Raw genomic sequence first — 25,726 nt, 5'->3', positions numbered from 1 at the left:
ATCATGGCAACACAACTACCGTCCGGCCTGCATCTGGCTGCCAGCGCAATTGACGTCAATAGCTGGTACCAGCCGGCCACCCTGACCTTCAGCAACCGCGGCACGCAGCCGCTGGATCTCAATCAGGCCGAGCTCTGTTTTACCGCCAACGGCAGCATCGACCACTATGCGCCGGTGGGCGGCAGCCTGATGCCCGGCAAAACGCCGGATATCACCTTTATCGATGAATGGCCGCTGAAACACAGCCGGGTGGTGCTGGATAACGGCGGGCCGCTGCTGCTGGCACCGGGAAAGCAGGGCACGCTGGTGTTCAACCTGGCGGCCAGCCAGATCCCGTTTGAGGTGAGCCACTGGACGCTGACGCTGGCGTCCGGCGAAGCCAGCGGGCCGGTAGCGCCTGCGGAGCCGGACGCGCCCGCCGAGCCTGAGGAGCAGCCGCCGGCCGACGATTTCCTGCCGGAGTTGCCGGATGAACCCGCGTTACCGGATGAACCCGCGTTACCGGATGAACCCGCGTTACCGGACGAGCCGGCCGTGCCGGAGGAACCCGTCTTGCCGGACGAGCCGGATGAAGAGACGCCCATCACGCCGCCAACCCCCAGCGGCAACCCGGCCGAGGCCAGCGTGGCCGTCAGCGTCAGCGGGCTCTCCTCGAACAGTTGGTACCAGAAAGTCACCTTCACCCTCACCAATACCTGCCAACAGATGATTGACCTGGCGCAGGCAAAAATTGAGTTTATGGCCACCGGCCACCCCGATGAGTACAGCCCGTTCAGCGGCACACTCTTCTCCGGCACCGCGCCCACCGTCACGCGTGACGGTGGCTGGCCGCTGGAGAAAAACACGCTGGTGCTGCCGTCGGGCGGCAAAATGAGCCTCGCCCCCGGTGCCACCGGCACCCTGAGCTTCAGCCTGAGTGCCACCCAGACCCCGGTCACACTGGGCGACGTGCATGTCACGCTGGTCAATGACCCGGCACGGCAGGGTGAACTGGTGATCGCCACCCCCGCCAGCCCGCTGGCCGGTTTCCCGCCGCCGCAGGTGATCCTGACGGACCCCGAAGGCAACCGCGAGACGCATACCCTGCAATGGAACAGTGCGCAGCGCATCAAAAGCCTGAGCTATGGGCGTTACAGCCTGCAACTGCCGGTGCTGGAGAACCAGGAAGCGAGCCTGACGCCGCAACAGCCGCAGCTCACGATCACGCTGTCAGCAAGTAATTCGCCTTACCATGCGACGCTGGCCTACCATCCGCCACGGATTTTCGCGTCTGCCGCGCTCTCCCTGATGAGCAACAACAGCATCAAACAGGGCAACATCGGCATTACGCTGACTCAGGCCGGGCAAACGGTCGCGGGCGACCATCGCCTGACATTCGGCACGCCGCTGACCATTAACAAACTGACGCATCAGGTGGCCTGCCAGGTAAAAATCATCACCACCAGCATCAACAACACCGAGTTCTCCGGCCTGACGGCGCTGACCTCGTTTATCCCGAATAAAAACAACGTGCTGCCGGTTACCGTGGACTACCAGACCCGGCGGCTCAATACCGGCAATATGATCAAGGCCACGCTTCAGGCCGGTGGGCTGCCCTCCGGCAGCCATAAACTTAACGTCTCGTTGATAAGCCCGGACGGCACGACCCAGTACTATTTCACCCTGAACGGCACAGGCAAGCTGGCGGTGCCTTATCCGCTGGCGGCGGGCGATTACCTCATCAGCGCCGAGAAACTGACGCTGAACGGCCGCAGTTATCTGCCGGTACGCGGGGCAAAGGTCACGGTGTCGGCCGGCAACGCCGCGTTGCAACTGGCGTTTGAACAGGGGGTGGAACTGCAGGTACGCGGCTGGCCCGATTACCTGGCCCACGGCGGCGTGACGGTCAACGCCAATGCCTCCGTCACGGCCTACAGCGGCGTGCCGGTCAGCGCCATTTTCAAATATGACGGCTTTGACGGCGGCGGTGACCCGATCCCGGCGGCGGAAGTGGATAAAAACGGCGACGGCTACCTCGACCTCGACAGCCTGCCGGTGCACCGCACCTGTGACGTCGCCCGTAAAATTGCGCAGGAAGCGAACCGCCCGGTGATGCCGGTGATGGTGGTGTACACCGCCAACGCCAGCGGCGGCAGCGCCCTGCCGGATCTCCAGGATGAGCAGCGGCTGCGCAACCATTTCGGCAGCTTTATCACCCAGTGCGTGGCGGCGCAGAGTTACAAAGACGCGGCGCACCCGGTACCGGTGACCTTTGTGCTGAACCCCGATTTCCTTGGTGCGATGCAGCAGGAGCCTCATGGATACATGGTGGTGCGCGGGCTGGGCAGCGTGAAGGTCAACAGCCTGTTGCAGAGTGCAGTACGGGATCTCCAGCCGCTGTTGCGGTTCAGCACGCCGCTGTTGCCGACCTTCAGTGATGATCTGTACGGTTACCTGCAGGCGATTAACTTTATCGTGCGGCATTTTGCGCCGGATGTGCCGTTTGGCTGGCAGACCAACGTCTGGGCGACCGGCACCGCCGACTGGGTGCTGCGGGAGAACGTGGACGCGCGCGAACATGCCAATGCGGTGGTGGATTTCATCAACGAACTGCGTGTCTACCAGGGCCAGTACGCGCCGGATTTCATTGTGTTTGATAAGTTCGAACGTGACTGCTTCAGCCCGGACGCGCTGGCGCACTACGGCTGGAACGCGTCAAGCTGGCTCAACTACCTGAAGCTGGTGAAATACACCGCGGCCGGGCTGAACAAACCGGCGATGATCTGGCAGATCCCCGGCGGCCACATGCCGACGGAAGAGGAGGGCACCAGCCTGATCCCCAGCACGCACTTTGCCTCCGGCGGCACCTTCTTTATGGGCGACGAGCGCATCGGCAAGGAGGTGTCCACGATTTACGCCGGGCTGCGCAACACGGCGATAAACCCGGTGAACTATGGCGTCAGCCGGGTGGGGGAGTTCCTGCAACGTGACAACGGCTACGACTGGTCGCAGCAGCAGGTCTACAACCTGCCGGACTACAACATCTTCTCGATATTGTGGGGCGGCGGCTCGACGGTCAGCATCACCACTATCCACTCCAACGGTGACGACGGCGGCTGGCTGGCAGAGAAAATGCGCGCCTACTACCAGGCACCCTGCTACTTTGCGAAATAGGTTTTTATACCAAAATGGACTGACTGCTCAAAACACCGCCAATTGGCGGTGTTTTACTGCTTGTCACTCAGCGAGTTAGGGTTATAATGCCCAACGCACACCGACGCGGGTGTAGTTCAATGGTAGAACGGCAGCTTCCCAAGCTGCATACGAGGGTTCGATTCCCTTCACCCGCTCCAAAAACACTTCCGGCACCACCTTCTGAAATTCTGACAAACCCAGTGATAGCAAGGCTGCAAATACGGCTGATTCGTTTGTTGTTATCCGCTGGCAATTTGTGCCAAATCCCTAAAAAAAGAGTAACACCCCCTGAAAAGCTTCCGGTCATTGCTTTATCCCCTGCTAAAAAGTGCATTTCATTTTATAGATAATTAATTATTATTTAATTTCAGGTGAAGTGTTAACGTATAAATCCTGCTGTAATAATATCATCTCAAGACTATTTCAAAAAATATTGATCGTTTTTACCGATCGGTTTGCCAGATATTGATCTGTACAACCAATTATCTTTATCGTTTTGGCTTGGTTAATATCGCTCAGAATATTCTGGTGTCATTATTTTATGGTTTCCTTCAATTGGCGGGGTTTAATTAATCCTGGCGCGGCTTCTTATATTTATGATTTATAGGAGAGGCGTGATTATTCATAATCAGTGATGGCGATAATGCAGAGAAAATGGCGCGCAGAGGCGCAGGGTGCGGAGACTGTCCGGTGTCTCAGTGCCTCGTTACCCTCACAAGAAATAAAAAACATATTGGTCATTAAGTTACGTCATTTTGGTGATGTGCTGCTGATGACGCCGCTTTTACGCACATTGAAAATGCATTATCCCCACGGAGTAATAAATGTCTTAGTTTATGACGGCACGGAGGTAATGTTGGCGGGAAATAAGGATGTTTATCTGTGCTATACCGTAGACCGGCAGTTAAAACATCAGGGGGTTAAAGCGCAATGGCGAGGCGAAAAAGCACTCTGGAATAGTCTGAGTATAATGCGCTACGATCTGGTTATTAATCTTTCCGATCAGTGGCGCGCAGCCCTTTATTGCCTGTTACTTAAACCGGCATTCAGTCTCGGTTTTCGCTGGCCAAGGAGAAATAACATATTCTGGCGCAAATGCCATCACCAATTAGTTGATACCCACGGCTATCACCAGCACCATACGGTGCTAAATAATCTCTCTGTGCTCCAGCCTTTGGCGATTTCGCCGCTTAATACGCAGGTGAGTATGTGTTGGCGGAAGGAGGATGCAGATTATATCGACCGGCTGCTGCATCGCTACCATCTGCGGGACTATGTACTGATTCACCCCGGCGCACGCTGGGCATTCAAAACCTGGTCAACGGCGGCTTTCTCTGCGCTGATCAATCACCTTTCCCGTCAGGGGCGACGTATCGTATTAACCGGCGGGCGCTCGCAGGAAGAGGGTGAAAAGGCTGCCGCCATTCTGGCCGGGCTGACATCGCCCGAACATGTGGTAAACCTGACGGGCCGGTTGGAAATGCCGGAACTGGCGGTAGTGATTAGCCGCGCCCGGTTGTTTATCGGCGTGGATTCCGCACCTATGCACATGGCTGCGGCGCTCTCTACGCCCTCTGTGGTGCTGTTTGGCCCCAGTAATGTCGCGCAATGGCACCCCTGGCAGGCACCGCATACGCTGCTGTGGGCTGGCGATTACCGGCCGCTGCCGCGGCCGGATGAGGTTGATACCGCCACGCCGGAGCGCTATCTGGACGCGATCCCGGTCAGTGACGTGATCCGGGCTGTGGATCAGTGGCTGGTGCCGGCGTTGCCCGCTGTTTCTTCCCGTCGCCGCGCCGGCGTGCTGACCGTGTGAGATAAAAAATGAATGTGATGACTATGCCTGCCCGGCCGCTTTGTACAGAGCGGCAAACGCTGCGGTATGCGGCCGCAGGGCTGCTTGGGTTCTCTCTGCCGGTATCCAATTTGCTGATGAATATCGCACTGGTGCTGGCTGCACTTTGTGTGCTGACGACCCGTGACAGGGTGTCATGGCGTGGACTGGCGCGGCAGCCACTGGTCTGGTTACCGGCGTTGATATTTGTGCTGCTGGCCTTGTCGTTGCTGGTTTCTTCGCACGTTTACGGGCCTGTGATGGTGGGAAAATATAAAAAGCTGTTATACGTGCTGCCGCTGGCACTGTTTTTTCTGCTGCACCTCAAGTTAAGCACCACTTTTATCCGGGGGTTTTTGCTGGCAAACGGGATCATTCTGGGATTGAGCCTGCTGGGAGGGCTTTTTCACCTGCTCCCCTTATGGATTAACCCGGTTAATCCCACCGTGTTTAAACTGCATATTACGCAGAACTTTTTTATGGCGTTGTCACTGATCTTTTGGCTGGACTACGCCCGGCAAAGCCATGGCCGCAGGCGCATTGCTTACCTGCTGCTGGCGCTGTTTGCCGGAGGCAACGTGATGTTTATGGTGCAGGGTCGCACAGGGTATGTGGCATTGGCGGCAGGTGGCGGTATTTGGTTATTACTGTCACTGCGGCCGCGTCAGGCATTGATCAGCGTGGCGGCGGCCTGTATGGCAATCTGCTTGCTGTTTACGGTACCTAACCGGGCTGCTGAGCGGCTGAGCCTGGGGGTAGAGGAGATTCAACGCTGCCTGACCTCCTCCGGCGACGCCGCCTTTTTTGCCTGTAAAAGTTCGATGGGGCAGCGGCTGGTCTTTATTCTGCATTCTGCGCAGTTAATCCGGCAGGCACCTTTATTGGGCCACGGTGCAGGCGCATTCAGCTATGGCCGGGCAGATATTCATTACATGGTGTATAACCCGCATAACCAATATCTGCTGGATACAGTGCAGTGCGGCGCCGTGGGCCTGATGCTCTTTCTGCTATGGATGTTCAGGTTCGCTCAGTCAGCGTGGCACTGTGCGCCGGGTGCAAAGAATGTCCTGCTGGCGGTGCTGGCCAGCTATATGGGCTGCCATCTGTTTAATGCCTTTTTGCTGGATTCTGCGGAAGGGCACCTGTTTGTGATTCTGACGGCAATGCTCGCCGCAAAACAAGCACGCACTGCCGGCAGAACTGTCAGCCCGGGAGCCGCCACAGCAAGGGAGAAAGAGGCGCCGTGAGCGCCGCTTTTCCTCTGTGCCCTGGTTGTTACCCCGTCCCCTTATTTCCCCCTTCCGCCTTGCAATCTGTGTCAATGCACTATACTGAAAACAGCGTAACGCTTTGCATAACCGTGTGAGGTATATCGAATTTTTAGCGTCAGGCTGCGGCCTGGCCCCCATTCTCAGGCGAGATTCGCCGTCAGATAACAGGAGACAGACCCATGACAAACCGTCCTACTCCCCCACAACCTGAACAGCAGCAAACCGTACCGGGCACCATTTTTGACATGAAACCGGCCCCGGATCATGGTGAAACCAGCTACCAAGGCTCCGGCCGCCTGGCGGGCAAAAAAGCCATTATCACCGGCGGTGACTCCGGCATCGGCCGGGCGGTGGCGATTGCCTACGCCCGTGAAGGGGCAGATGTGCTGATCTCCTATCTGAACGAGCATGAAGACGCCAAAGACACCGCACGGCTGGTGGAAGAGGCCGGGCAGAAAGCGGTACTGGTGCCGGGTGATTTAACGGAAGCCGAGCATTGCCGCGCCGTGGTCGACAAAGCGGTAGAAGCGTTTGGCCGTATCGACATCATCGTGAATAACGCCGCCTTCCAGATGGTGCGCCAGTCGCTGGATGAGATCAGCGAGGAAGAGTTCGACCGCACGATGAAAACCAACATCTATGCGATGTTCCGCATCGTAAAAGCGGCCGTGCCGCATATGCCGCAAGGCAGTTCGATCATCAGCACCACGTCGATCAACGCTGACCAGCCGAAACCGATGCTGGTGGCCTACTCCGCCACAAAATCTGCCATCCTGAATATGTCCGGCAGCCTGGCACAGTTGCTGGCTGAAAAGGGCATCCGCTCCAACACCGTGGCCCCCGGCCCGATCTGGACGCCGCTTATCCCGGCTACCATGCCGGCTGATCAGGTCAAAGAACTGGGCAGCGCCATGCCGATCAAACGTGTCGGGCAACCGGCCGAACTGGCTGCACCATATGTGATGCTGGCCAGCGACGAAGCGAGCTACATCTCCGGTGCCAACATCGCCGTGACAGGTGGCCAGCCCATTATCTGATAACAGCGGGAGGTACGCATGAAGGCTTATCCTTTATCGCTGACCCTGCCGCTCGCCACCCATATTTTTGGCGGGCATAACATCAGGGAAAAATTGGGCAAGGCAGGGCTGCCGGACGGCCGTATCGCTGAAACCTGGGAGGTCAGCGATGTTGACGGCATGATCGCCACGGTGAAAAACGGGGAACTGGCCGGCCAGACCCTGCGTGAACTCACCGAACGTTATCCCGATCATCTGGTCGCGCCCGGCTGGCGCGGCCCCCATTTTCCGTTGCTGACCAAGTTTATCGACGGCAACGGGATGTTGCCGGTGCACCTGCATGCCAATGATGAGGCCGCGGCCCGGCTTGAAGGCCAGCCAAACGGCAAAACCGAGGCGTGGCACATCCTCTGGGCGGCAGAAGGGGCGACCTGCCTGCTGGGCGTCAAACCGGGCGTTGACCGGGCGACGCTGCGCAGTGCGCTGCTCGACGGCGACTACGATGCGGTGATGTACCGCTACCCGGTACGCGCCGGGGACACCTTCTATGTGCCGGGCGGCATGTTGCATTCGTTTGGGCCGGACACGCTGATCTATGAGATCGAGCAGACCTCCAACATTCAGCAGCATGCGATGCCGTGGAACATGGAGGATGGCTCGCGCCTTGCCAGGGCAACCCAGGAGAAAAACATCGACGCGCTGCTCGACGAACTGCGCCCGGCGCTGGTGTCATTGCCGTATCCGGGCCTGCTGCGTGAAGAGACGCCCGCCTGCCGACGGGTGATGTGTTGTGCCGGGCCCTATTTTGCGCTGGAGCGCTGGCGCATCGCGTCGGAATACGCGTACACCTTCGGCAGCGTGCGGCTGGTGTCTAACATCGGCGAGCCGTGCGAACTGGAGGCCAATGGCGAGCGCTACCCGCTGGAGCGGGCAGAGAGCCTGCTGCTGCCGGCGGCCCTGAAACAGGTGACGTTCCACGGCCCCGGCGAGGTGCTGGTGGGGTATGTGCCGGATCTGGAAAACGAGGTGCGTGCACCCTTGCGTGCACAAGGGTGTGACGACCAGACCATCCGGTTGTTGGGAGATGTGTGGGATGAGCGGCGCTGACAGCGGCCGCCGCCCGTAAACAAGCTAACCAAAGGAGCAGATATGAGCGCCAGTTATAAAGTGGTCTTTGAGCGTCAGGACGGCAGCCATGCCAGTGCGGAAGAGTTGGTTATCGTGAGTGAACAGGAACTCACGGACAAAAGCCCGGAAGTGCTGGAGCAGGCGAAACAGAAAACCGGCGGTAAAGAGGTGAAAATCATCTCCGTGGTGCCGGTTCCCTGAGTTTTATCCCTGAGCCGGTGGCGTTACAGCCAGCCGGACAGGGCCTCGCGCGCCCGGAGCTGTTGGTAAGCCGGGCGCGCAGTTAACCGCTCTGCATACGCCTTCAGCCGCGGCCATTGTGTCGCCGGTCTGGCCATCTCGCGTGACCGGTACATCAGCATCACCGCCATAAGATCCACCGTGGAAAGGGCATCACCCACCAGATATTCCCCGTTGCGGCTCAGTTGGGCATCCAGGGTTTCCCACGCCTGTTCAATCCGCTGCTGAGCCCGTTGCCGCACGGTTGGGGCCAGTTCAGCCGCACCATCCTGGTCGGCATAAAACCAGTCGCGCATCGCGGGCAACAGCGTATTGGCGAAGAAGATCATCGTCTCCAGCCACACCGCACGGTGCTCACTGCCCGGCAGCGGGGCCAGCCCGCCCTCCGGGTGGCGCTCGGCCAGCAGCATCAGCAGCGCGCTGGACTCACACACCGTTTCGCCGTCAACAAACAGCGCCGGGACGCGGCCCAACGGGCTGATTTTGCGGTACTCACGCGAATGCTGTTCACCCTCATGTAACTTGACCCACACGGCGTCAAACGGCACGCCCAACTCCAGCAACATCCAGTGCACCGCCATACTGGTCGAACCCGGCGAATAAAAAAGAACATAATTCATGGTGCACACCTCTGAGAATAGTGAATCCACCGTAACAGCCGGGGTGGCCGCGGCGCAAGGCGGGCGGGGCAGATTTCACCCGGCAGCCGCAACGGCTTCCCCAGTGCAGTAAATTGCATAATGCAAGTGACTCCGGTAAAGTGACTTTCATTATGCAAGTGAGGTAATGATGAAACGCAAAAATTTAAGCGGGGAGCGCTGCCCGATTGCGCGCAGCCTGGAGCGCGTCGGTGAGTGGTGGAGCCTGCTGATTATCCGCGATGCGCTCCACGGGCTCTGCCGCTTTGATGAGTTCCAGCAGAGCCTGGCGATTGCGCCGAACATCCTTAGCCGCCGGCTGGCAACACTGGTCGAAAACGGGTTGCTGGAAAAGCACCCCTACAACACCCGGCCGCTGCGCTATGAATACCGGCTGACCGACGCCGGGCGCGGGCTGGAGCCGGTGTTGTTCACGCTGTTGCAGTGGGGCAATACCCATTTCTCGCCGGAAGGGGCCAGCATTTTGCTGGCGGAGCGCACGACCGGCACGTTGGTGGAACCTACACTGTTTGATCAGGTTCACCAGAAACCCATCAGCCTGGCTACCCACCAGCTGGTGGCAGGCCCGGCAGCCGATGGGAAAATGGCTGCCCGACTCGCGCGGGCTGCCGCACAGCATCAGGCTGATTCAGCCACAAAGGAGAACACACCATGAGTTTGCAACGCATTGTCGTGACCGGCATGGGGATCGTCTCCCCGCTGGGTTGTGGGGTAGGGCCGGTCTGGCAACGCCTGCTGGCAGGGGCGTCCGGTATCCGGCCGCTGGCGGAAGAGGTGGTGGCCGATCTGCCGGTGAAAATCGGCGGCGTAGTGCCGACCCTCGCTGAAGACCCGGAAGCCGGGTTTGATGTGGATCAGGCGGTGCCGGTCAAAGAGCAGAAGAAGATGGACCGCTTTATCACTTTCGCGCTGGGTGCCGCCAAAGAGGCGCTGGCGCAGGCGGGCTGGCAGCCGGAGACCGACGCGCAGCGTGAACGCACCGCCACCGTCATCGCCTCCGGTATCGGCGGCTTCCCGGCGATTGCCAACGCGGTGACCACCACCGAACAGCGCGGTCCGCGCCGTCTGTCGCCGTTTACCGTACCCGCCTTTCTGGCGAACATGGCCGCCGGTCACGTCTCGATGGCGTTTGGCTTTAAAGGCCCGCTGGGCACCCCGGTCGCGGCCTGCGCGGCCAGCGTCCAGGCGATTGGCGATGCGGCGCGGTTGCTGCGTAATAACGAGGCGGACATTGTGATCTGCGGCGGCAGTGAGGCAGCCATTGACCGCGTCAGCCTCGGCGGCTTTGCCGCCGCGCGGGCGCTCTCCACCGGCTTCAACGACACGCCGGAACTGGCGTCCCGCCCGTTTGATACCGCGCGTGACGGCTTTGTGATGGGCGAAGGGGCCGGGGTGCTGGTGGTGGAAACCCTGGAACATGCGCTGGCACGCGGCGCGACACCGCTGGCGGAAGTGGTGGGCTACGGCACCAGCGCAGACGCCTACCACCTCACCGCCGGGCCGGAAGACGGCAGCGGCGCACGGCGTGCGATGAGCATCGCGCTGCGCCAGGCCGGGATTGAACCGCACCAGGTGCAGCACCTGAATGCCCACGCCACCTCAACGCCGGTCGGCGATCGCGGCGAACTGGCGGCGATCAAGGCGCTGTTCGGCACTGAAAACCGCATCGCGGTCACCTCGACCAAATCCTCTACCGGCCACTTGCTGGGCGCGGCGGGCGGCATTGAGGCGATCTTCACGGTGATGGCCCTGCGTGACCAGATTGCACCGCCGACCCGCAACCTGGAGCACCCGGACCCGGACGCCGAAGGGGTGGATCTGATCGGGCGCGAAGCACGGCCGATGGCGATGGAGTACGCGCTCTCCAACGGGTTTGGGTTCGGCGGCGTCAATGCCAGCGTGATCTTCAAACGCTGGACGGACTGACGTTTCCCGCCCACCTCTGTCTGTACACATCAGCCCGTAAACACCAGCCCGCCGGCGTCAGCCCGGTGGGTTAATCACACGCAGCGCGGCCGGTAACGGGCCGCGCTGCTGCATGACCAGCCCGCAAAACCTCTGGCCCCCCGTGGCCCGGCCCATCTTCCTGGCAGGGGCATCACGCGCCACCGCGATTCAGCCATCCCGGAAATAGCCGGGAAAGGTGACATACACGCGCTCTCTTGAAAGGTAATTAATCAGGCCGCTGACGATAAGCAGGCGAATGACGTGCATCTCTGATTTCCTGCCGGGAACACAGGGGAAAAATCTGCCCTGTACGCGCAACCTGGTGCCAAAAGCGGCGAATTTGCCAGGCAAACCGGCCGGCAGCCGGAGCGGTGAAAATGTGACCACCCTCATACTCTGGCCGATGCTGTCTATACAACGCCGGGGTTCGTGACTTTACTCAAAGTACGAATTTTCACCCTGCCTCAAGGAGTTCGGCACATGATCAAGCTCAGCAGCAAAATCCATGATCTGGGTAAGGCGCTGATGACGCCCATCTCGGTGATTGCCGCCGCCGGGATTTTTCTCGGGCTGGCAGCGGCCTTACAGAACCCGGCGATCACCGGGGATGCCTTCAATGACATGCGTTACCCACAGCTGGTGATCGGCTTCATCCGGGCGGTGTCCGGGGCGCTGTTTGCCAACCTGCCGCTGTTTTTCGCCGTGGCAACGGCGATGGGGCTGGCCAATGCGGAGAAAGCCACAGCGGCCTTTGCGGCCGGTATCGGCTTTATCGCGCTGCATGTCGGGGTCAATTTCTGCCTGAAGGCGCAGGGCATCACGGCGGCCACCACCACGGTGGCGCATCTGACCGGGCAGGGCATGGCGCAAACGGAAGCGATGATGTACGCCGCCGAGTTCACCAATACGCTCGGTATTTTCACTTACAACATGAGCGTACTGGGCGGGGTGATCACCGGGCTGGTGGTGATGCTGCTGCATAACCGCTTCTATACCATCACCCTGCCGACGGCGATTGCCTTCTTCGGCGGACGGCGTTTTGTGCCGATCATCACCGTGCTGGTGCTGCCGCTGGTCGGGGTCGGGATGGCGCTGATCTGGCCTGCGGTGGCGCAGGGTATTTTGTGGGTCGGGGAGCTTATCGGCAAAACCGGGGAGGTAGGCACCTTTATTTATGCCACCTCGGAGCGGTTACTGATCCCGACCGGCCTGCACCACATCATCAATGAAACCGTGCGCTTCACGCCGATCGGCGGCATGACCACCGTGGACGGCCAGAGCATCGTCGGCGCGCTGAACATCTTCAACGCTGCGCTCTCGACACCCGGCTCCATCCCGGATGAGATCACGCGGGAAGCCACGCGCTTCCTGGCGCAGGGCAAAATCCCGGTGATGATGTTCGGCCTGCCTGCGGCGGCGCTGGCGATGTACCACACCGCCCGGCCGCAGCACAAAGAGCGGGTCAAGGCGCTGATGATGGCGGGGGCGCTGGCCTCGTTTACCACCGGCATCACCGAGCCGCTGGAGTTCTGCTTTATCTTCGTGTCGCCGGTGCTCTACATCCTCCATGCGTTGCTGACCGGGCTGTCGTTTATGCTGATGCAGATAATGGATGTGATGATCGGTAACGTGCAGGGCGGGGCGATCGATTTCCTGATCTTCGGCGTGCTGGGCGGCGCGCGTACCCACTGGTGGGATGCGCTGATCCTCGGGGCTGTCTATGCGCCGCTTTACTACTTCTCGTTCCGCTGGGTTATCCTGAAAATGCGGGTGGAAACCCCGGGGCGCGAGAGCGAAGGCGAACTGGGCGAAGTCACCAACTCCCCACAACCGGCTACCGGCACCACCGCCGCGGTCGGCACCAAACCGGCGGCGGGTGACCAGTCACAGGTGATCATCGACGGGCTGGGCGGCGTGGCCAATATCCTGCAAGTGGATTGCTGCTTTACCCGCCTGCGGGTGAAGGTGAATGACATGGCGCAGGTGCTGGATGACAAACTGAAAACCACCGGCGCGCATGGCGTGAAACGGGTCACTGAACATGATGTGCATGTGATTTACGGCCCGCAGGTGGAGAAGATTGCCAATCAGGTGAAAGTGGCGCTGGGCGCAACGGCGTAAAGCGCGGCACAAACAGAAACGGCGGCCATCTGGCCGCCGTTTTTTATCGCGTCTTTATTACGCCGGTTCAGGCAGCGCCGACGGCGTCAGCACCACCGCGTGTTGGGCCTGATCGGCCTGGAAGCGCCAGCACTGCTGGTGGTATTTCGCCACGCTGTTGCGGTGCGCGACGCTCACCAGCGTCATCTCCGGCAGGTTCTCCACCATCAGCGTATACATCTGCTGTTCGGTCTCGTCATCCAGCGCGCTGGTGGCTTCGTCCAGGAACAGGATATCCGGTTTGATCAGCAACACGCGGGCAAACCCGAGCCGCTGCTGTTCGCCCGGCGAGAGGCGGTGGCCCCAGTTCCCGGCCATATCCAGCATCGGTTGCAGGTGTTTCAACCGACACTGCTCCAGCACCGCCAGCAGTTCGCTGTCCGGGTGGCGTGACGGGTCATCCGGGTAGCTCAGCGCCTCACGCAGGGAACCGATCGGGATGTAACTGCGTTGCGGCAGGAACAGCGTGGTCTGTTGGCGGTTGGCGGCGATCTGCCCGCTGCCGTACGGCCAGATCCCTGCCACCGCACGCAGCAGCGTGGATTTGCCGCAACCGGACGGCCCGGCAATCAGCACGCGGTCACCGGGCTTCAGCGCCACGCTCGCCGGGGCAAACAGCGGTGCGCCGTCCGGCAGGGTGAGTTGCAGTTTGTCGAGCACCAGCGCATGGTCAGGGGAGTCGGCGTGCTGGATGCCGTTCGGCCGCGCTTCAATTTCATCCACGGCGTTGTTGAAACCGGCCAGACGGTTCACACAGGCTTTCCAGGTCGCCAGATCGTTAAAGGCATCGATAAACCAGGAGAGCGCCCCCTGCACCTGCCCGAAGGCGGAGGAGATCTGCATCAGCATCCCGAGCTGGATCGAACCGGAGAAGTAACGCGGGGCGGCCACCAGGAACGGGAAAATAATCGCGAATTGCGCATAGAAGGTTGAGGCAATATTCAGCGACTTGGTGACGCGCATGATCGACCACCAGTTGCTGCGGATCGCCTCGAAACGGCCCTCAAGTTGCTCACGTTCGCGCTTTTCACCCTGATAGAGGGCGATGGCGTCGCTGTTCTCACGGATGCGGATCAGCCCGAAACGGAAGTTTGCCTCGAAGCGTTCCTGGTTGAAGCCAAGGCGCACCAACGGCCGGCCGATCCAGCCCACCAGCAGCGAGCCGAGCACGGCGTACAGCAGGGCAAACCAGACCATATAACCGGGGATGGTAAAGGTATGGGACGACACCATAAAGGTCAGCGGGCCGCTCACCGCCCACAGGATCGAGACGAACGACACCAGCGTCACCACGCTCGACAGCAGCCCCAGCGTCAGTGACAGGGTGCCGTTGGTCAGCACATTGAGGTCTTCGGCGATACGCTGGTCGGGGTTATCCACCGTCTGCTGCTGTTCGGTGTGGTAATAGGCGTGGTGCTTCAGCCACTTGGACATATATTGCTTGGTCATCCAGCGCCGCCAGTACATTTGTAACCCCTGGGTCAGGTAGACCTTGTAAATCGAGATCACGATAAACGCCAGTGCCAGCCAGGTGAAGTGCAGCAGCTGTTCTTTGAACACCGGGTAATTTTTGTTTTGCAACGCATCATAAAAGACGCGGTTCCATTCGTTCAGCAGCACATTGATATAGACCGTGGCCAATGACAACGCCACAATGGTGGCGAGCATCGTCCAGGCGCGCCACTTCTCTTCGGAGTGCCAGTAAGGTTTAATCAGGCGCCAGATCTGGCGCCATTGGCTGTGTGTTCCTGGGGTTTTTGTCATAGTGAATCCAACTTCCAGCAAAAAAGAGTCTAGGTCTGATCATGGCCAAATAAAGGCCAGAATGGGTGTCTGTGATCCAACTGGCAATTATAGACTTGTAAGGATGTTTTTCGTTCCCCCGGTGATCATCAGGGCGTGCAACACAACAGAGGAAAACGAATGAAGGGTTTGCCGACAGGCGTGGCGGCCGGTGCCGTACTGCTCGCCGGGGTGCTGACGGCACTGAATGCCGCGGCAAAAATAGATGAGCCGGACATTGAGGCGGATTGCCGCAACGTCGGCCAGTATGCGGTAAAAGGGCAGGCGGCTTACCAGAACGGTGACTATGCGCGGGCGCGGGACATTTTCCGCGATCAGGTCGCCTGGAGCGAATTCTGCCGCCAGCCGGAGGGCGCCACCGTCACCGCTTACAACAACATTGCGCTGGCTTACCTGCGGCAGGGGATGTGGCTCAAGGCGCGCGCCTGGCTGCAACTCGCCCCGGACGATGAGAAATCGCGCTATAACCTCAGCCTGATGCAACCGCAGCTCGACGCCCTGCCGCCGCCGCGCAGCCCGGCGGGCGAATACTGGCAATATGCCGGGTACGGCAACTGGAATACGCTGGTGGTCAAACCGCAGGGCGACCGCTTCGCGATTGAGTACAGCGGCCTCTACATGGGCGCAATGGCGCTCTACTACGGGCCGAACATCGGCGAGTTTTCCACCGTCACCGCGATCCGTGACCGGCACGCGGTGTACCACCAGTCCGCCGAGTCCGATTTCGGCAGCGCCTGCGACGTCAGCATGGCCTTCACCGACCATGACGTGACGCTGGCCACCGACGGCGACTGCGGTTTCGGCCACAACGTCCGCGCCCAGGGTGTCTACTGGCGGGTCACGCCGTAAGGAATTAGACGACTGTGCGCTCCACCGCCTGCCGGCTGGCCTTGCGGCGGGCAGGTGTGGTATCTCTATCAGGTAACGGATAAGAAAAGCCTGACAAATGAAAGGGCTATCCGGTGCCTCCGGGCGGTGTCACGCCTGACCTTCACTTTTATGACGACCCGGCACACGGCGTTTTCCGTGGGCTGGCTTATCGTCTGTGATAAACATAACGTTGTTATAAAAATTCATCTGCGATAACGCCGCCGCTGTGCGGCGGCTGCAATCACACGGGGAGCGTGTATGCCTGTTTCACTTCTGGCGCTGGCAATGAGTGCCTTTGCCATCGGGACCACTGAGTTTGTCATTATGGGCCTGCTGCCGCAGGTCGCGGGGGATTTGCAGGTCAGCATTCCGCTGGCGGGCTGGCTTATCAGCGGCTATGCACTGGGTGTGGCGATTGGCGCACCGATTATGGCGATCCTGACCGCCCGGCTGCCGCGCAAAATGACGCTGCTGTTGCTGATGGTGATTTTCATCGTCGGTAACCTGATGTGCGCGCTGGCCTACAGTTACCACTTCCTGATGCTGGCGCGGATCATCACGGCGCTGTGCCACGGGGCGTTCTTCGGCATTGGTGCCGTGGTCGCGGCCAATCTGGTGGCCCCCAACCGGCGCGCCTCCGCGGTGGCGCTGATGTTTACCGGCCTGACCCTGGCGAACGTGCTGGGCGTGCCGCTCGGCACTGCGCTGGGGCAGGCGCTGGGCTGGCGGTCAACCTTCTGGGCCGTGGTGGTGATCGGCTTTATCTCGCTGCTGGCGCTCTACACCAAATTACCGGACGTGAAAGAGGAGCAGCCGACCAACCTGCGCAAAGAGTTGAGCGCGCTGCGCGGGCTGGGCATCTGGCTCTCGCTACTGATGACGGTCTGCTTTGCGGCGGCGATGTTCGCGCTGTTCACCTATATCGCGCCGGTGTTGACGGATATTACCGGGGTGTCACCGCATGGGGTGAGCTGGACGCTGCTGCTGATGGGCGTCGGGCTGACGGTCGGCAATGTGCTGGGCGGCCGCCTGGCGGACTGGAAACTCCCGGTCAGCCTGACACTGACCTTCCTGCTGATCGCGCTGTTCTCGGTGCTGTTCAGCATCACCAGCCACCATCTGGTGGCGGCGGAAGTGACGCTGTTCCTCTGGGCGGCGGCGGCGTTCGCGGCGGTACCGGCGTTGCAGATAAACGTGGTGGCCTACGGCAAGAACGCACCGAACCTGGTGTCAACGCTCAACATTGCCGCGTTTAACGTCGGTAACGCGCTGGGTGCCTGGGTCGGCGGATCGGTTATCGCCGGTGGGCTGGGGCTGACGGTGGTGCCGGTGGCGGCAGGCGGGCTGGCGCTGCTGGGCTTTGTGCTCTGCGTGTTCACCTTCCGCCGGGCTGCGCGCAAAGCAGTGGCGTGACGGGCATAACGCAGCAATGATCTTTCGCCGCGCCTACGCGGCGATGTAAACCGCCTGGCCCGGCTAGCGGTAGGCGATAGCCGCCGCCAGCCGGGCAGGGAACTGCGCCGCCAGCCGGTGCAGCCAGGTGATAAAGGCGTCCACCACGTCAGACGAGGGGCGGTGCAGCGGGCGGATCAGGCTCACGGTAAACGGCACCGCCACACTGAACGGACGTACCGCAATGCCGCCCTGGGCGGCGTAATCCACTGCCGTCAGCGGGTTCACCACGGAAACACCGACCCCTTCCCGCACCATCGCGCACACTGACGCGGCGCTGTGCGTCTCCAGCACCATCCGCCGCGTGACCCCGGCCTCCAGAAACAGCGCATCCAGCAATTGCCGGTAACTGTCGGTGCCGGAGAGGCTGACATAGTTTTCGCCCTCAAAATCGTGCGGGGTCAGTTGCGTTTTCGCCAGCAGCGGGTGCCCGGCCGGCAGTACGCACACTTCATTGTGCGTCATCAGCGTAAAACGTTCAGTCCCGGCCGGTGTCAGGGTGGTTTCCGTCAGGCCGAGATCGTGGCGTTGGGCGGAGAGCCACTCCTCCAGCAGCGGTGACTCCTGCGGCACCACATTCAGGCTGACGCCGGGGTAGGCATCGGTAAAGGGCTTGCAGACTGACGGCAACAGCGACTGGCTGAACGCGGGCAAACAGGCGATGGAGAGCTGCGCCTCCTGAAACTGGCGGATGCCCGCCGCCGCGGCGCTGATGCGCTCCAGCCCATAGTACGAACGCTGCACCTCCTCAAACAGCCGCAACCCCTGCACCGTGGGCACCAGCCGCCCGCGCACCCGGTCAAACAGCGACAGGCCGACGCTTTTTTCAAAGCGCGCCAGTTCGCGGCTCACGGTGGGTTGCGAGGTGTGCAGCAGCGCGGCGGCTTCCGTCAGGTTGCCGGCGGTCATCACCGCATGGAAAATTTCAATCTGGCGCAGGGAGAGGGCAGGCATCAACGGAGTTCCGGCGAAAAGCTATATCATAAATGAATAGCCTGCCGCCAAACAGATATTTTCCCGCCGTGCGGCGCGCAGGTAGCATGGCAGCCATACTTGTTATTCTGACCCTGACTTAACCGGACAGCCGCTGATGCCTTACGCCCTGAATGATCATTCTACCGCCCTGAATGCGGACAACCTGCTGGCCCTGCCGGCCCGTTTTGGCTGCCCGGTCTGGGCGTATGACGCAGACATTATCCGCCAACGCATCGCTGAATTGCGCCAGTTCGATGTGATCCGCTTTGCGCAGAAAGCCTGCTCCAACACCCATATCCTGCGGCTGATGCGCGGGCAGGGCGTGCGGGTGGACTCTGTGTCGCTGGGGGAGATCGAACGGGCGATGCACGCCGGTTACCAGCCGGGGCCGGAAGGGGAGATTGTCTTCACCGCTGACCTGCTGGACGAGCCGACGCTGGCGCGCGTGACGGAGCTGGCGATCCCGGTCAATGCCGGTTCCATCGACATGCTGGCCCAACTGGGCGAACGCCGCCCCGGCCACCCGGTCTGGCTGCGGGTTAACCCCGGTTTTGGCCACGGCCACAGCCAGAAAACCAACACCGGCGGTGAGAACAGCAAACACGGCATCTGGTATGCCGATCTGCCGCAGGCGCTGGCGCTGATCCGCCACTATTCGCTGACGCTGGTCGGCATCCATATGCATATCGGTTCCGGTGTGGACTACAGCCACCTGGAGCAGGTGTGTGACGCGATGGTACGCCAGGTTATCGAGCTTGGGCATGACATCGAGGCGATCTCCGCCGGCGGCGGCCTCTCGATTCCTTACCAGTTCGGCGGTGAGCGCATCGATACCGACCACTATTTCGGCCTGTGGGACCGGGCGCGCCAGCAGATTGCCGCGCACCTCGGCCACCCGGTGAAGCTGGAGATCGAACCGGGGCGCTTCCTGGTGGCGGAGTCCGGGGTGTTGCTGGCGCAGGTGCGGGCGGTGAAAAACATGGGCAGCCGCCACTTTGTGCTGGTGGATGCCGGGTTCAACGATCTGATGCGCCCGGCGATGTACGGCAGTTACCACCACATTTCGCTGCTGCCTGCAGACGGCCGGGACACCACCGGTGAGCCGCTGATTGAGTCGGTGATCGCCGGGCCGCTGTGTGAATCGGGGGATGTGTTCACCCAGCAGGCGGGCGGCGGCGTGGAAACCTGCGCCCTGCCCACGGCGCAGATTGGCGACTATCTGGTGTTCCACGACACCGGCGCGTATGGCGCGTCGATGTCCTCCAACTACAACAGCCGCCCGCTGCTGCCGGAAGTGCTGTTTGACGGTGACGACGTGCGGTTGATCCGCCGCCGCCAGACCATCGAAGAGCTGCTGGCGCTGGAACTGATTTAACTCCCCGGCGTGAAAAACGGCCCCGCCGCCACCGAGTCGCGCACCCGCAACTGACCGGTGAACGGGGCCAGCGGCACCACCGGCTGGCGGTTAAGCAGCCGCAGCGCCTGGGCGATGGCGGTTTCGATCATCGCATCAATCGGCAGGTAGACAGTGGAGAGCGCCGGTTGCAGGAACGCCGCCGCAGGCTGGTCATCAAACCCAAACAGCGACACCTCCTCCGGCAGTGTTTTGCCCGCCTCCTGTAACGCTTTCATCGCGCCAATCGCCATATCATCATTGCTGCAAAACAGCGCGCTGAACCTGCCGTCATTCGCCAGCAGGGTGCGGCAGGCGTGGTACCCGCCGGTGACTTTATTGTCCCCTTCCGCCACCCAGGCGGGGTTAAAGGCGATCCCGTGCGCGTCGAGCGCCGCCCGGTAACCGGCCAGCCGCTGCTGCGCGGTGGGGGTCGCCAGCGGCCCGGTGATGCAGGCAATCGCCCGGTGGCCCCGGCCGATCAGGTAACTCACTGCCTCAAACACCGCCTGCTGTTGTTCGAAGAAGACACAGCGGTCGCGCGCCTGCGGCACATCGCGGTTAATCACCACCAGCGGCATCGGCAGCGTCTCCAACAGCGCCATGATCTGCGCCTCTGACATATGGCGGGTATAGAGCACGATCGCGTCACAACGCCGATCCGCCAGCAGGCGCACCGCTTCTGCCTCATCTTCCGGCGTATCGTGGCCGTCGGTCACAATCAGGTGCTTGCCGCTTGCCTCCACATCTTTCGCCGCCTGGCGCAGCAGCGTACCGAAATAGGGGCCATCGAAATTGGAGAGCACCAGCCCGATGCTGTTGGAACTGCGCGTCGCCAGCGACTGCGCCAGGAAATTGGGCCGGTAGCCCAGCTCCTCCATGGCGCGGAACACCGCATTGCGCGTGCTCTGCCTGACCTGCCCGGTGCCGTTCAGCACGCGGGAGACCGTGGCCTTTGACACCCCGGCCCGCAGTGAGACATCCAACATGGTGATCATCCGTCAGCACCCTCAATAACCGGCTGCAATGCCGGGAAAACGTTGATATGGCCGCAGTTTAGCATAGGCGGCAGAGGGAAAAGGGGCACCCCCGGCCAGCGCGATCGCCGTGGATCTTCCCTCCCGGCCCTGCGATCCCCCGTCCGGGTTACCGCTTCGTTGCGAAAAATCCTATTTGGTATACCAAAACGCGTTTTAGGCCATTATTGGAATTCCAATTCTCGCTTGTGCGGTGATGATCACAGAAATTTAACCTCATTCCGTTAACTTTGGCATACCAAACGCGATTAAGCCGCACGCGTTTTGTTGGACACTTTTCGCCATCTGATGCTCTGTGCTGCCCGATACGATCGGGCAGGGCGGCCCGCATTTACCTCTGGCCATGCGGGCCGACCCTGCGCACAGAACACCGGCACCACCAACAGTTACGAGGTGCGTATGTCATATAAGGACCGGCTGATTGACTCTCTGGGGAGTTTTGCCAATACCTTCAACAGTTACCGCTACATCATGGCAATCAAAGCCGCCTTCATCACCCTGATGCCGGTGATCATCGTCGGGGCGTTCTCGGTGTTGATCTCCAACATGGTGATGGACCCGAAAAACGGCCTGGCGAGCTTTGAGATCTTCTCCTTCCTGGCTGTGCTCAAGCCGATCATGACCAGCATCAACTACGCCACCCTGAGCTTTATCACCATCGGCGCGGTGTTTTTGATCGGGATTGAACTGGGCAAGATCAACGGCAACCGCACACTGTTCCCCGGTATGCTGGCGGTGATCTGCTTTATCGCGGTGACGCCCACCACGCTTGAGCTGATGGTCAACGACCAGTTGCAGGTGGTGAAAGATGTGCTGGCGAAACAGTTCTCTGATACCAAGAGCCTGTTCCTGGGGATGTTTATCGCCATCCTGTCGGTGGAAATTTACACCCGGCTGGAGCGGATCAACGGCCTGCGCATCAAGATGCCGGAGAGTGTGCCGCCTAATGTCGCCGCCTCGTTCTCGGCGTTGATCCCGGCGATTATCACCGTGGTGCTGATCGCCACCTTCGGCTTTGTGTTCCACCGGGTTACCGGCATCTACCTCTATGACGCGGTCTACAAAGTCATCCAGCAGCCGCTGGAGTCGGTGATGCAGAGCCTGCCGGGCATCCTGATCCTGATGTTTGTTGCCCAGCTGTTCTGGGTGATCGGCATCCACGGCAACCAGATGATCAAGCCCATCCGCGAACCGCTGCTGCTCGGCGCGATCACCGTCAACATGACGGCGTTTGAGCAGGGCAAAGAGATCCCGAACATCATCACCATGCCGTTCTGGGACGTCTATATGAGCATCGGCGGCTCCGGCTGTACCATCGGCCTGCTGCTGGCGGTGATCCTCGCGTCACGCCGCAAAGAGATGAAAGAGATCGGCAAGCTGTCGCTGGGGCCGAGCTTCTTCAACATCAACGAACCGGTGATCTTCGGGATGCCGATCATGCTGAACCCGATCCTGGCGATCCCCTTCATCATCACCCCGCTGGTCACCGGCACCATCGGCTACTTCGCCACCAGCCTCGGCTTTGCCGGGCGCGCCGTGGTGATGGTGCCCTGGACTACGCCGCCTGTCATCAATGCCTGGCTCTCGACCGCCGGGTCAATGGGCGCGGTGGTCACGCAGCTGGTGTGCATCGGCGTCTCGGTGGTTATCTACCTGCCGTTTGTCAAAGTGGCTTCACGCCGGGCGGATGCGGCCCAGCTGGCGGCCGAAACCGGTAATGAACTTGGCACCCAACCCGTGAGGTAAGCATGAGCAAGGTTTCACTGGCACTTCCTGAAGGATTCATCCTCGGCGCGGCGGCGTCCGCCTGGCAGACCGAGGGCTGGAGCGGCAAAAAGCCGGGGCAGGACTCCTACCTCGATGCCTGGTACAAAAACGACCGCCATGTCTGGCACAACGGCTACGGCCCGGCGGTTGCCACGGACTTCATCAACCGCTACCCGGAAGACGTGGCGCTGATGAAGGCCAGCGGCCTCAGCCACTACCGCACCTCGATCAATTGGTCGCGCTTTCTGACGGACTACGAAACCGCGACGGTGGACGAGGAGTACGCGGCCTATCTCGACCGCTGGCTGGACGAGATGGAGGCGGCCGGGATTGTGCCGATGCTCTGCCTCGAGCACTACGAGCTGCCGGCGGCGCTGCTGGAAAAGTATGACGGCTGGAGCAGCAAGCACGTGGTTGAGCTGTTCGTGCGTTACGCCGAAAAGGCGTTTGAACGCTTCGGCCACCGCGTCACACGCTGGTTTACCTTTAACGAGCCGGTGGTGGTGCAGACCCGCGTCTACCTCGACGCGCTGCGCTGGCCGTATGAGCAGAACACCGCCAAATGGATGCAGTGGAACCACCACAAGGTGCTGGCGACAGCGAAAGTGGTGGAGCTGTTCCGCCGCCGTGGGCAGGCCGGGACGATTGGCGTGATCCTCAACCCGGAAGTGACCTACCCGCGCTCGCAGGCGGCACACGACCAGCGCGCCGCCGAGCTGTACGATCTGTTCTATAACCGGGTCTTCCTCGACCCGCTGATCCTCGGTGACTACCCGGCGGAGCTGCTGGCGCTGCTGTGCCGCCATGAGGTGATGTTTGAGCATGACGCGGCGGAGCTGGCGACCATCCGCGAAAACACCGTGGATGAGGTCGGCATCAACCTCTACTACCCGCACCGGGTGAAAGCGCCCAGCCGGGCCTGGAACCCGGAGACGCCGTTCCACCCGGCCTGCTATTACGAGCATTTCGAGCTGCCGGGCCGCCGTATGAACCCGTCACGCGGCTGGGAGATCTACCCGAAAATCATTTACGACATGGCGCAGCGCCTGAAGCAGGATTACCGCAACATTCCGTGGTTTATCGCAGAAAACGGCATGGGCGTTGAAAACGAGGCGCAGCACCGCGGCGCGGACGGCGAAATCCAGGACGATTACCGCATCCGCTTTATCGGCGAGCACCTCTACTGGACGCTGAAAGCGTGCGAAGAGGGGGCAAACTGCCGGGGCTACATGCTGTGGGCATTTACCGATAACGTCTCACCGATGAACGCCTTTAAAAACCGATACGGGCTGATTGAGATAGACCTCAACAACCAGCGCGCGCGCCGCCGTAAAAAATCTTCCCACTGGTTCGCCGCCCTGAGCGAATCCCGCACCCTGACACTGACCCTGGATGATGATGAAAAATGAGTGAAGCCAACCTGAAACGTATCGTACTCGCCTGCTCGGCAGGCATGTCCACCTCGCTGGTGGTGACCAAAATGGAGAAAGAGGCTGAGGCTCGCGGGCTGGCGTTCCGCATTTACGCCATCCCGGAACAGAACCTGCGCGATGAGCTGCAAAACTACGGCAATGACGTGGTGGCGGTGCTGCTGGGGCCGCAGGTGCGCTTCAAGCTGGCGGCCAATAAAAAGATCACGGATGAACACCAGGTGCCGATCGGTGTGATCGATTCGGTCGCCTACGGCACGCTGAACGGGGCAAAAGTGCTCGATCAGGCGCTGGGTTTGATAGACTAGCCGCCTCGATCCCCGTCCGCCCTTCCGGCAGGTGGGGCGGCAGGCTAATCATTGCAAGGTGCTTCAGGGTGAAACCGTGGAAAAAGGCGTAATTCCGCAGGAAAAGAAACAGTATCAGGAGATTGGCCAGGATCTGCGGGCGCAGATCCAACAGGGCCACTATCCCGTCGGGTCACGGCTGCCGCCGGAACGCAATATGGCGGAGAACTACGGCGTCAGCCGCACCATCGTGCGGGAGGCGCTGCTGATGCTGGAGCTGGAAGGCACGGTGGACATCCGCCAGGGCTCCGGCGTGTATGTGATCCGCATTCCGTCGGATGACGAGCAGGATGACGATTTGCTCAATGAAATCGGCCCGTTTGAGGTGTTGCAGGCGCGGCAACTGCTGGAGAGCAACATCGCCGCCTTTGCCGCCACGATGGCCACCAAAGCGGACATCGAAAACCTGCGCCGTACGCTGGAGCAGGAGCAGCGGGCGATTGTTGCCAATGACACCAGCGGCGACAACGACAAGCTGTTCCACCTGCTGATTGCCGGGGCCACGCAAAACCAGATGCTGCTGGAGACGGTAAAAAGCATCTGGCAACGGCGTGACAACAGCCCGCTCTGGCAACAACTCCACAGCCATATCGCCACCCGTGGCTACCGGCTGAAGTGGCTGGCGGATCACCAGAACATCCTGGCGGCCCTGCGCCGCCGCGATGTGATGGGGTCGTACCAGGCGATGTGGCAGCACATGGAAAATGTGAAGAGCACCCTGATGGAGCTGTCAGACGTCGATGCGCCGGAGTTTGACGGTTACCTGTTTGAATCCGTGCCGATTTTCCAGGGGAAACTGGTGTGACTGCCGTTTCGCCGGGCACGATCACCCTCGGCTTTCTGGCCGATTTTCCAGAACACCACCCGCAGGTTACCGACTGGCTTTGCCAGGCGTTCGGCAATGCGCAGAGCCGCGCTTTTTTTGACAGCATCGTGGTCAGCAGCCTGAAAAAAACCGGTTTGCCCATCACCTTTATTGCCCGCGACGGCGACCGGCTGGTGGGCACTGTCGGGCTGTGGCGCAGCGACCTGTTAAGCCGCCAGGATCTGACGCCCTGGCTGGCGGCGCTGTATGTCGATGAGGCATACCGCGGCCGCGGCATCGGGCAGCAGTTGCAGGCGCATGTCGTGGAGGTTGCGCGGCAGGCCGGGTTTGCCGCGCTTTATCTCTATGCGACGTTCAATGGGTATTATGAGCGGCATGGGTGGGGGTTGATGGGGGA

At 60.8% G+C, this 25,726-nt stretch carries 21 protein-coding genes and 1 tRNA gene; 18 read left to right on the top strand and 4 right to left on the bottom strand.

What is annotated here, in order from left to right; translation table 11 throughout:
* Positions 1-3: 3 nt before the first annotated feature.
* From JK232_RS20715 to JK232_RS20685, 7 genes are all read left to right on the top strand, one after another.
* Complete coding sequence (locus tag JK232_RS20715) at positions 4-3,153, top strand: chitinase (protein WP_212589644.1); 3,150 nt, start codon at positions 4-6, stop codon at positions 3,151-3,153.
* Between the two features lie 105 nt (positions 3,154-3,258).
* A tRNA-Gly gene (locus JK232_RS20710) sits at positions 3,259-3,332 on the top strand.
* 476 nt (positions 3,333-3,808) lie between these two features.
* Entirely contained in the window at positions 3,809-4,990 is a 1,182-nt protein-coding gene (gene rfaQ / locus JK232_RS20705; protein ID WP_338086338.1) for a putative lipopolysaccharide heptosyltransferase III, read from the top strand.
* A 116-nt stretch (positions 4,991-5,106) separates the two neighbouring features.
* Complete coding sequence (locus JK232_RS20700) at positions 5,107-6,255, top strand: O-antigen ligase family protein (protein WP_246538759.1); 1,149 nt, start codon at positions 5,107-5,109, stop codon at positions 6,253-6,255.
* Between the two features lie 203 nt (positions 6,256-6,458).
* Positions 6,459-7,316, top strand: a complete 858-nt coding sequence (locus JK232_RS20695) for a glucose 1-dehydrogenase (RefSeq protein WP_072932696.1) — start codon at positions 6,459-6,461, stop codon at positions 7,314-7,316.
* A gap of 18 nt (positions 7,317-7,334) precedes the next feature.
* Positions 7,335-8,402, top strand: coding sequence for a class I mannose-6-phosphate isomerase (locus JK232_RS20690; RefSeq protein WP_212589642.1), 1,068 nt, complete (start codon positions 7,335-7,337; stop codon positions 8,400-8,402).
* A gap of 42 nt (positions 8,403-8,444) precedes the next feature.
* The gene (locus tag JK232_RS20685) at positions 8,445-8,624 is read left to right on the top strand and encodes a hypothetical protein (RefSeq protein ID WP_072932692.1); all 180 of its coding nucleotides are present in this window, start codon (positions 8,445-8,447) and stop codon (positions 8,622-8,624) included.
* 23 nt (positions 8,625-8,647) lie between these two features.
* Here the strand turns inward: JK232_RS20685 and JK232_RS20680 are convergent, their stop codons facing one another.
* A complete protein-coding gene (locus JK232_RS20680) occupies positions 8,648-9,283 on the bottom strand; it encodes a glutathione S-transferase family protein (RefSeq protein ID WP_101828982.1) in 636 nt (211 codons plus the stop codon).
* A 166-nt stretch (positions 9,284-9,449) separates the two neighbouring features.
* Here JK232_RS20680 and JK232_RS20675 point away from each other — a divergent pair, with 166 nt between their 5' ends.
* The 3 genes from JK232_RS20675 (at position 9,450) to JK232_RS20665 (ending at position 13,390) form a co-directional block, all read left to right on the top strand.
* Entirely contained in the window at positions 9,450-9,977 is a 528-nt protein-coding gene (locus JK232_RS20675) for a winged helix-turn-helix transcriptional regulator (RefSeq protein WP_241506109.1), read from the top strand.
* Complete coding sequence (gene fabF / locus JK232_RS20670) at positions 9,974-11,248, top strand: beta-ketoacyl-ACP synthase II (protein WP_212589641.1); 1,275 nt, start codon at positions 9,974-9,976, stop codon at positions 11,246-11,248. The genes JK232_RS20675 and fabF overlap by 4 nt, the downstream gene beginning before the upstream one ends.
* 501 nt (positions 11,249-11,749) lie before the next feature.
* A complete protein-coding gene (locus JK232_RS20665) occupies positions 11,750-13,390 on the top strand; it encodes a PTS transporter subunit EIIC (RefSeq protein ID WP_072932686.1) in 1,641 nt (546 codons plus the stop codon).
* A 57-nt stretch (positions 13,391-13,447) separates the two neighbouring features.
* On the opposite strand, the gene JK232_RS20660 is transcribed toward JK232_RS20665, so the two are convergent.
* On the bottom strand, positions 13,448-15,193 hold the full coding sequence (locus JK232_RS20660) for an ABC transporter ATP-binding protein/permease (protein WP_101828984.1): 1,746 nt from the start codon (positions 15,191-15,193) through the stop codon (positions 13,448-13,450).
* 159 nt (positions 15,194-15,352) lie between these two features.
* Here JK232_RS20660 and JK232_RS20655 point away from each other — a divergent pair, with 159 nt between their 5' ends.
* Both JK232_RS20655 and JK232_RS20650 read left to right on the top strand, forming a co-directional pair.
* Entirely contained in the window at positions 15,353-16,081 is a 729-nt protein-coding gene (locus JK232_RS20655) for a tetratricopeptide repeat protein (protein WP_072932659.1), read from the top strand.
* A 279-nt stretch (positions 16,082-16,360) separates the two neighbouring features.
* Entirely contained in the window at positions 16,361-17,515 is a 1,155-nt protein-coding gene (locus JK232_RS20650; RefSeq protein ID WP_101828986.1) for an MFS transporter, read from the top strand.
* A 63-nt stretch (positions 17,516-17,578) separates the two neighbouring features.
* Here the strand turns inward: JK232_RS20650 and JK232_RS20645 are convergent, their stop codons facing one another.
* Positions 17,579-18,508: a LysR family transcriptional regulator gene (locus JK232_RS20645; RefSeq protein WP_101828987.1), complete on the bottom strand. Its 930-nt coding sequence runs from the start codon at positions 18,506-18,508 to the stop codon at positions 17,579-17,581.
* A 136-nt stretch (positions 18,509-18,644) separates the two neighbouring features.
* On the opposite strand from JK232_RS20645, the gene lysA reads away from it, so the two are divergent.
* Entirely contained in the window at positions 18,645-19,904 is a 1,260-nt protein-coding gene (lysA, locus tag JK232_RS20640) for a diaminopimelate decarboxylase (RefSeq protein ID WP_072932647.1), read from the top strand.
* Here the strand turns inward: lysA and JK232_RS20635 are convergent.
* The gene (locus JK232_RS20635; protein ID WP_212589640.1) at positions 19,901-20,920 is read right to left on the bottom strand and encodes a LacI family DNA-binding transcriptional regulator; all 1,020 of its coding nucleotides are present in this window, start codon (positions 20,918-20,920) and stop codon (positions 19,901-19,903) included. The genes lysA and JK232_RS20635 overlap by 4 nt on opposite strands.
* Positions 20,921-21,358: 438 nt before the next feature.
* Here JK232_RS20635 and JK232_RS20630 point away from each other — a divergent pair, with 438 nt between their 5' ends.
* The 5 genes from JK232_RS20630 to JK232_RS20610 form a co-directional block, all read left to right on the top strand.
* The gene (locus JK232_RS20630) at positions 21,359-22,705 is read left to right on the top strand and encodes a PTS sugar transporter subunit IIC (RefSeq protein WP_072932640.1); all 1,347 of its coding nucleotides are present in this window, start codon (positions 21,359-21,361) and stop codon (positions 22,703-22,705) included.
* Between the two features lie 2 nt (positions 22,706-22,707).
* Positions 22,708-24,135 carry a glycoside hydrolase family 1 protein gene (locus JK232_RS20625; protein ID WP_212589639.1) on the top strand — a complete coding sequence of 476 codons (1,428 nt, stop codon included), beginning with the start codon at positions 22,708-22,710 and terminating at the stop codon, positions 24,133-24,135.
* Positions 24,136-24,146: 11 nt separating this feature from the next.
* Entirely contained in the window at positions 24,147-24,464 is a 318-nt protein-coding gene (locus tag JK232_RS20620) for a PTS sugar transporter subunit IIB (protein ID WP_072932789.1), read from the top strand.
* A 76-nt stretch (positions 24,465-24,540) separates the two neighbouring features.
* The gene (locus tag JK232_RS20615; protein WP_072932787.1) at positions 24,541-25,308 is read left to right on the top strand and encodes an FCD domain-containing protein; all 768 of its coding nucleotides are present in this window, start codon (positions 24,541-24,543) and stop codon (positions 25,306-25,308) included.
* Positions 25,305-25,726, top strand: a 422-nt coding sequence (locus JK232_RS20610; RefSeq protein ID WP_338086337.1) for a GNAT family N-acetyltransferase, incomplete at its 3' end; no start/stop codon positions are given. The genes JK232_RS20615 and JK232_RS20610, both read left to right, overlap by 4 nt.

Source organism: Nissabacter archeti (assembly GCF_018257325.1).
GTDB classification, from domain to species: domain Bacteria; phylum Pseudomonadota; class Gammaproteobacteria; order Enterobacterales; family Enterobacteriaceae; genus Chimaeribacter; species Chimaeribacter arupi.
This window is presented reverse-complemented; position numbering and strand designations above follow the sequence as displayed.

Bases quoted from the DNA above. Each gene is read 5' to 3' on its own strand.
- JK232_RS20715 (WP_212589644.1), top strand. From the start codon at position 4: ATGGCAACACAACTACCGTCCGGCCTGCATCTGGCTGCCAGCGCAATT.
- rfaQ (WP_338086338.1), top strand. From the start codon at position 3,809: ATGGCGATAATGCAGAGAAAATGGCGCGCAGAGGCGCAGGGTGCGGAG.
- JK232_RS20700 (WP_246538759.1), top strand. From the start codon at position 5,107: ATGAATATCGCACTGGTGCTGGCTGCACTTTGTGTGCTGACGACCCGT.
- JK232_RS20695 (WP_072932696.1), top strand. From the start codon at position 6,459: ATGACAAACCGTCCTACTCCCCCACAACCTGAACAGCAGCAAACCGTA.
- JK232_RS20690 (WP_212589642.1), top strand. From the start codon at position 7,335: ATGAAGGCTTATCCTTTATCGCTGACCCTGCCGCTCGCCACCCATATT.
- JK232_RS20685 (WP_072932692.1), top strand. From the start codon at position 8,445: ATGAGCGCCAGTTATAAAGTGGTCTTTGAGCGTCAGGACGGCAGCCAT.
- JK232_RS20680 (WP_101828982.1), bottom strand. From the start codon at position 9,283: ATGAATTATGTTCTTTTTTATTCGCCGGGTTCGACCAGTATGGCGGTG.
- JK232_RS20675 (WP_241506109.1), top strand. From the start codon at position 9,450: ATGATGAAACGCAAAAATTTAAGCGGGGAGCGCTGCCCGATTGCGCGC.
- fabF (WP_212589641.1), top strand. From the start codon at position 9,974: ATGAGTTTGCAACGCATTGTCGTGACCGGCATGGGGATCGTCTCCCCG.
- JK232_RS20665 (WP_072932686.1), top strand. From the start codon at position 11,750: ATGATCAAGCTCAGCAGCAAAATCCATGATCTGGGTAAGGCGCTGATG.
- JK232_RS20660 (WP_101828984.1), bottom strand. From the start codon at position 15,193: ATGACAAAAACCCCAGGAACACACAGCCAATGGCGCCAGATCTGGCGC.
- JK232_RS20655 (WP_072932659.1), top strand. From the start codon at position 15,353: ATGAAGGGTTTGCCGACAGGCGTGGCGGCCGGTGCCGTACTGCTCGCC.
- JK232_RS20650 (WP_101828986.1), top strand. From the start codon at position 16,361: ATGCCTGTTTCACTTCTGGCGCTGGCAATGAGTGCCTTTGCCATCGGG.
- JK232_RS20645 (WP_101828987.1), bottom strand. From the start codon at position 18,508: ATGCCTGCCCTCTCCCTGCGCCAGATTGAAATTTTCCATGCGGTGATG.
- lysA (WP_072932647.1), top strand. From the start codon at position 18,645: ATGCCTTACGCCCTGAATGATCATTCTACCGCCCTGAATGCGGACAAC.
- JK232_RS20635 (WP_212589640.1), bottom strand. From the start codon at position 20,920: ATGATCACCATGTTGGATGTCTCACTGCGGGCCGGGGTGTCAAAGGCC.
- JK232_RS20630 (WP_072932640.1), top strand. From the start codon at position 21,359: ATGTCATATAAGGACCGGCTGATTGACTCTCTGGGGAGTTTTGCCAAT.
- JK232_RS20625 (WP_212589639.1), top strand. From the start codon at position 22,708: ATGAGCAAGGTTTCACTGGCACTTCCTGAAGGATTCATCCTCGGCGCG.